Raw genomic sequence first — 5,272 nt, 5'->3', positions numbered from 1 at the left:
TGAGAACTTGGCTGTGTTTGTGCGACCACCAGCAAACTCTGAGTTCACATAAACTTGGTCACTCTCACCTGATGTCTTCACCGTACGCTCACCGTCTGCATCATACCAGTAGTTAGTCACGAAGCCATTGTCATCAGAAGCAAGGAGACGGTTCTCCTCATCCCATTTGAGTTTGCGTTCCGTGGTCTTCTCGTCAGCCACGCCATCCTTCTTGGTACGGCTTGTGTTGACATAAACGAGATTACCGTTTGCGTCATACTCGTAGGCATAATTGTTGTTCACATTCTCGCTTTCAGAAGGCGTCTCCTCAGTGCGGTAGTTCACATCCTTCACATTGGCGAGTTGGAACTTCTTGCCTGTCTCTGTTCCATAGGTGTATGACAAATCATAACCTGCATTCAATGTACCGTTGAACTGCACATTGTTCTGCGTGAGAATCTGACGCTTCGATGTGATACGGTGCATGTTATCGTAGCCCATCGCAAGAGTGTAGCTTGCTGTCTTGTTATCCGCACCTGTATAAGTACCTGTTGCGCTTACAAGACGGTAGAGGGCATCGTATGTATAGGTATGCGCCATCTGTCCGCCAGCCTTGCCACTCTGTGGAACTGACGCACCGTTTACCACGCTGAGCACATTGCTTACCGCATCATAAGTGTAAGCGTTATCCATGATGGTGTTGCCACCACTGTTTACCGTGAGGTTCTGCAATCTGCGACGCTGTGGGTCGTAGGTGTAGAACGTCTCAGCACCATTACAGTACTTCAAGTATGTGCGCTGCTCGAACTTGTCATAGCCAATCTTGCTTACATAATCGTAGCCGTATGACTTGTAGCCATGAACCTTTTCAAGCTGACCACCGAGATTGTAAGAGTAAGTAATCTTCTCCTCATCAGGATAAATCATCTCCAACAGGCGGTTGTGGCTGTCGTATGTCCATTGTGTGACATAAGTAGCAATCGCCTGGTTAGGCACAATCATCGTGCGGCGAGTCTTCGTCACCTCGCCCATCTTGCCATAGAAATACTCAATGGCACCCGTTCCGTCCTCACGTAGCATCAACCTACCGATACGGTTCTGAGAGGCATTGCGACCACCATAGTAATACTTCACGTTGTTCTCCGGGTGGTCAGGATAGTTGATACCCGTCAGACGCTGATAGTCATAATCGTAGGTGATGAACTTGCCTTCCTTTGCAAGGTTGGCAGTCTGCTTTGTCTGCACATTGCCGAGAGCATCATAAGTGAAACTTGTGATGCCGCTTGCAGGATGGTTCACCTCAGTACGGCGGTCACCCATGTCGTAAGTAGAGGTTGTCACATTGCCCTCCGTGTCGGTGACACGAACAAGGCGCTGTATGCCGTCATACTCAAACGAGGTAGTAATCTCACCGTCAGGTCCGCTCTTCTGGATGGTCTTCACCGTCTTGCCACTGCCATTGGTATGGGTAGCCTGCACATTATGGAGTGCGTCTGTGACGGTTGTAACAAGTGCATGACTGCCGTTGTCAACAGTATATGCCGTAGTTGTCGTAGAGTTGTCCGGCAATGTCACTGAGGTAGCACGGTCAAGCACGTCATAAACAGTAACCGTTGGAGATACATTGTCAAATGACTTGCTGAATGTGGACTTCGATCCGGTTCCTTCCGTTGTAGGATAGAAAGCCTTTGCCACACGTCCGAAAGCGTCATACACGTTTCTTCCGCTGACAATCATCACGTTCTCGTCCTTGGCAGAGCTTCCCTTGGAAGCACTTGTCACAACACCGTCCTTCTTCACCTGCACGGCTCTTCCGAAACCGTCAACGAACGTAACGGTCTCCAAGTCATCGTTAGGGTGCTGGATGTCGTAGTGCTTGGTCACTGCGTAAGCAGGAGCTGTAATGCCACTCTCACCAAAAGTAGCCAAAGACTGATATTCAAAGGCGATGGCATAAGGCACGCCCGTAGCCAACTCGTTAGGACCACGCACGCCAGTAATGCGACCGAGGTCGTCAACATCAGTCTCGTAGTAGAAGTTGTTGAGGTCACGATGCTCCTTGGCTATACCATAGCGATAGTCAAAATTGCCTTGCTCGCTGCGGTAGCCCCACGCATCGTCAATGCGCTCCACATACATGTTCATCTCTGGCTCATAGCGGTACTTGTACCACATACGCTGTCCCTTGCCGTTGGCAGGGAGAGTCTTCTGGATGATGTTGCCGTAAGAGTCGTACTTGTAATCAGTCACTGCCTCACCATCATTCAACTGCTGTGTAATCTGAGTGATATGGTTGGCGTAGTTGGTATTATACTTCGCCGTCACATGGTGATAGAGTGAGCCGTCACCGCCTGTAACAGTCACATCAACAGGAAGTCCGAAGATGTGCTTGCCTGCATTGTCGGTATATTTGATAGCAGTCGCATAATCGAACTTGCCGTTTCCGTCCTCGCCAAGACTGCCCTTGTCGCTGTACTTGTAGGACTTCAACTCACCATGATAGCCATTGAGATAATACTCGTTCCATGCCTCGGATGTAACCACACCGTTTGCCGCTCCCTCATACTGCAAGTTTGCCGTATAGCGGAGAGGAACGAATGCAGATGCACGATCACTCCAAAGGTTCACGTCACGCTTTGCGAACGTGTACTTGTCACCGTCGGCAGTCAGATAGTAGCTGTCGTAACGGTTCTTTGTCTCGGTGTACTTGTTGCCGTTGGCATCCTCTACGGATGTGGCGGTAACATTGCCCTGCGTGTAGTAGTTAGCTACATCGTAGTTCTCAACAGCCTGTCTGTAAACAGAATTGCCATTCTCCGTGTCAAGGTTCTTGGTGATGACCTCACCGAAACCGAGGAACTCACGCTCATGGCGGTCACGCTTTCCGTCCTTATACTCAAAGGCGGTTGTCATGACTGGACCATCGTCATGGATTCCGTCGTCAACGGTAAGGGCAGACATTACCCACTTGCCACCAGGAAGACCGTAGGTCGGAGTGGTGTGGGCATAGTCCAATGTGAAAGTTCCACCCAAGGAATTGGTGACTGACTTCAACATGTTGGTTCTGCCAATGGCAGAGCGTGTAACCTTCAACTCGCTTTCCTTCTCAGACTCAACGATGTCAAGATAACCGTCACCATCAACATCCTGCAATGAATAGGTAGGGCGGTTGATGCTATGTGAGGTGGAAGCACCAGGGTTGGTTGAAATCTTGATGCTTATGACAGGAATGTTGATGGTCAAAGTGAACGCTGCGTTTGCAGACTCTGATGTAGAGGCTGATTCACTAAGCGCACTTGCACCCTTCCAACTGATAGGCTCGTCAAAGCCATTGCCTGTATTGAGGGCAACAGTGATACCGTCACCATTCTTCCATACCTTGTCAGGAAGACCGTCAGAATTGATGTCGATAAGATTATACTCCTCTTCGCTTTCAGAGGTTACGAGACCAAAGCCTGCTGAGAAGCTACCGGAAGCCTTGTTTATACCTTGGTATTTCTCATCTTCAAATTTTCCCCAGTCATGACTTACATCGCCACCTGCGCCAATATTATAAGAAAGGCTCTTACCACTCTGTATGCGGTCAAGTCCCCAATCAATAGGTTCAGTAAAGGCATAGCCCAGATTTAATCTTACTTTCTTGTCGGAAAGAATCTTGTCTGGTAGTCCATCGCCATTGATATCTATGAACGATTCTACAGCTTCATCCGTATTCTTTGGCGCACTGCCAGAAATGGAGAATTGAGCCAACCAAGCTGTCTGTTGATTCAGTATTGATGCCTTTCCTCCTGAGATTAAATAGGTAATATCAGAAGCAGAAGCTACTGGATTGCCGCCATATCCCCACGCCTCAGAAGCATTGTCAGAGTTGTTTGAGCCGATGCCCTTGTAGATTTCGCCGCTCAGTCCACCAAGAGAGTTGGTGTATTGAATCGTACCACCAGCGATGATGTCCGGGAAGCCATCACCATTCATATCCATCATGGTGACCTCTGTCTTGGCACTACCGCTCGCATCGTTGTGCGTGATGCCAAGCGCACCGCCTTGCACTACCGTGCTCTTGCTGGACATCACTTGGCTTACAGCTGCCGCACCAGTACCCTGCAAGTATTCACCTGCAAGTCCTGCCACCTCTGTATTATTATCCAATGGATTGGTAAGGAGTACATCCTGTTCTGTCAATCGGGCTGTGCTTGCCTCTGTCGCTGTAAGGTAGATGTCCTGTCGCTGACCGACCCACTTATCCATAGAAGTCTGGTCTGTACCCAATGGAGTGAATGCCATCGTGAGAGGGTCAACCTTGTCGTTCTCGTTTTCAGGTAATTTCAGCAATGACTCGTCAATAGGCTTTGCATATCTGCCCTCTGCCGAGTTATAAACAAAACCTCCCCAGCCACGGTAAAGCATACCGAAGCCAAGATTGTCATTCTCTGCATAGAATCCAGCAAGCACATTCTCTGTTACAAGACCTGCCGCATCTTTCAGAATGGAAACAGAGGCTGAAGTAACAGTTTCATTAGAGATTGCTGCCGGATAGCTGTATTCAAACCAGATGTTCTTTCCTACAGTAGTTGCAAATCGCAGAGTATCGGCTTTCAAGATGCCATTCTCGATAGTGAAAGACTTCTTGCCAACAAGCGCATCCTCTGTTTTTGCGGTCAAAGTAATCTGACCGTTGATAGAATTGTCCGAAAGGGTAAGCACTGGAGACACAACCAAAACGGTATCAGTCGCAGTGGTCAAGTATGGCTTGCCCTCTGCCAAGGCATTTGCAAATATCTTGTAGTGTGCAGGAACGGCTACAGTCTGTTCGATATTGGTAGAGTCCTTATAAGTCACAGACGCTTGCCAACCGATATTCTTCCAATCAACATTTGAGGTAGATGAAATCTCAAAGCTGAAGTTGGTCAGCTTTTCAGTATTCTCCAGACTGATGTTGAGTGAATCGCCATTGAAAGTCTCATTAGCCTTTAATGTACGAGCAAAGACCGTCTTCTCGATATAGTTCGGGTTGTCGTTTCCGTCACTGTCTTTCTTGTCGTTGCTGCCAATGATGCTGAGAACAACATCGTCGGTTGTTGCTGGCTTGTGGAAGGCACTGTGAACTTCAACGCTTGATCCATTCTCCACATTTGCAGAGGTGTTCACATCATAGATGGCACCATCATCAGGTTTGTACTCTGTTGAAGAAAGACCATTAGGTAAGGTGTTTGACTCGCCAGCGTATGTAATAGTAGGCGACCAGTTCACCTTGTCAAAAGAACCGTTGCTTGTTTCCTCAGAACCCGACTGC

At 48.4% G+C, this 5,272-nt stretch carries 1 protein-coding gene; it reads right to left on the bottom strand.

Translation table 11 applies throughout. From position 1 onward, the window contains the following. Positions 1 to 5,272 (bottom strand): toxin TcdB middle/N-terminal domain-containing protein (locus ONT18_RS17235; protein WP_301331994.1); only part of this gene is annotated, 5,272 nt, incomplete at both ends.

The organism is Segatella copri, assembly GCF_026015295.1.
GTDB classification, from domain to species: Bacteria; Bacteroidota; Bacteroidia; order Bacteroidales; family Bacteroidaceae; genus Prevotella; species Prevotella copri_C.
Note: the sequence above shows the minus strand (reverse complement) of the source record. Positions and strands in the feature narration are given on the sequence as shown.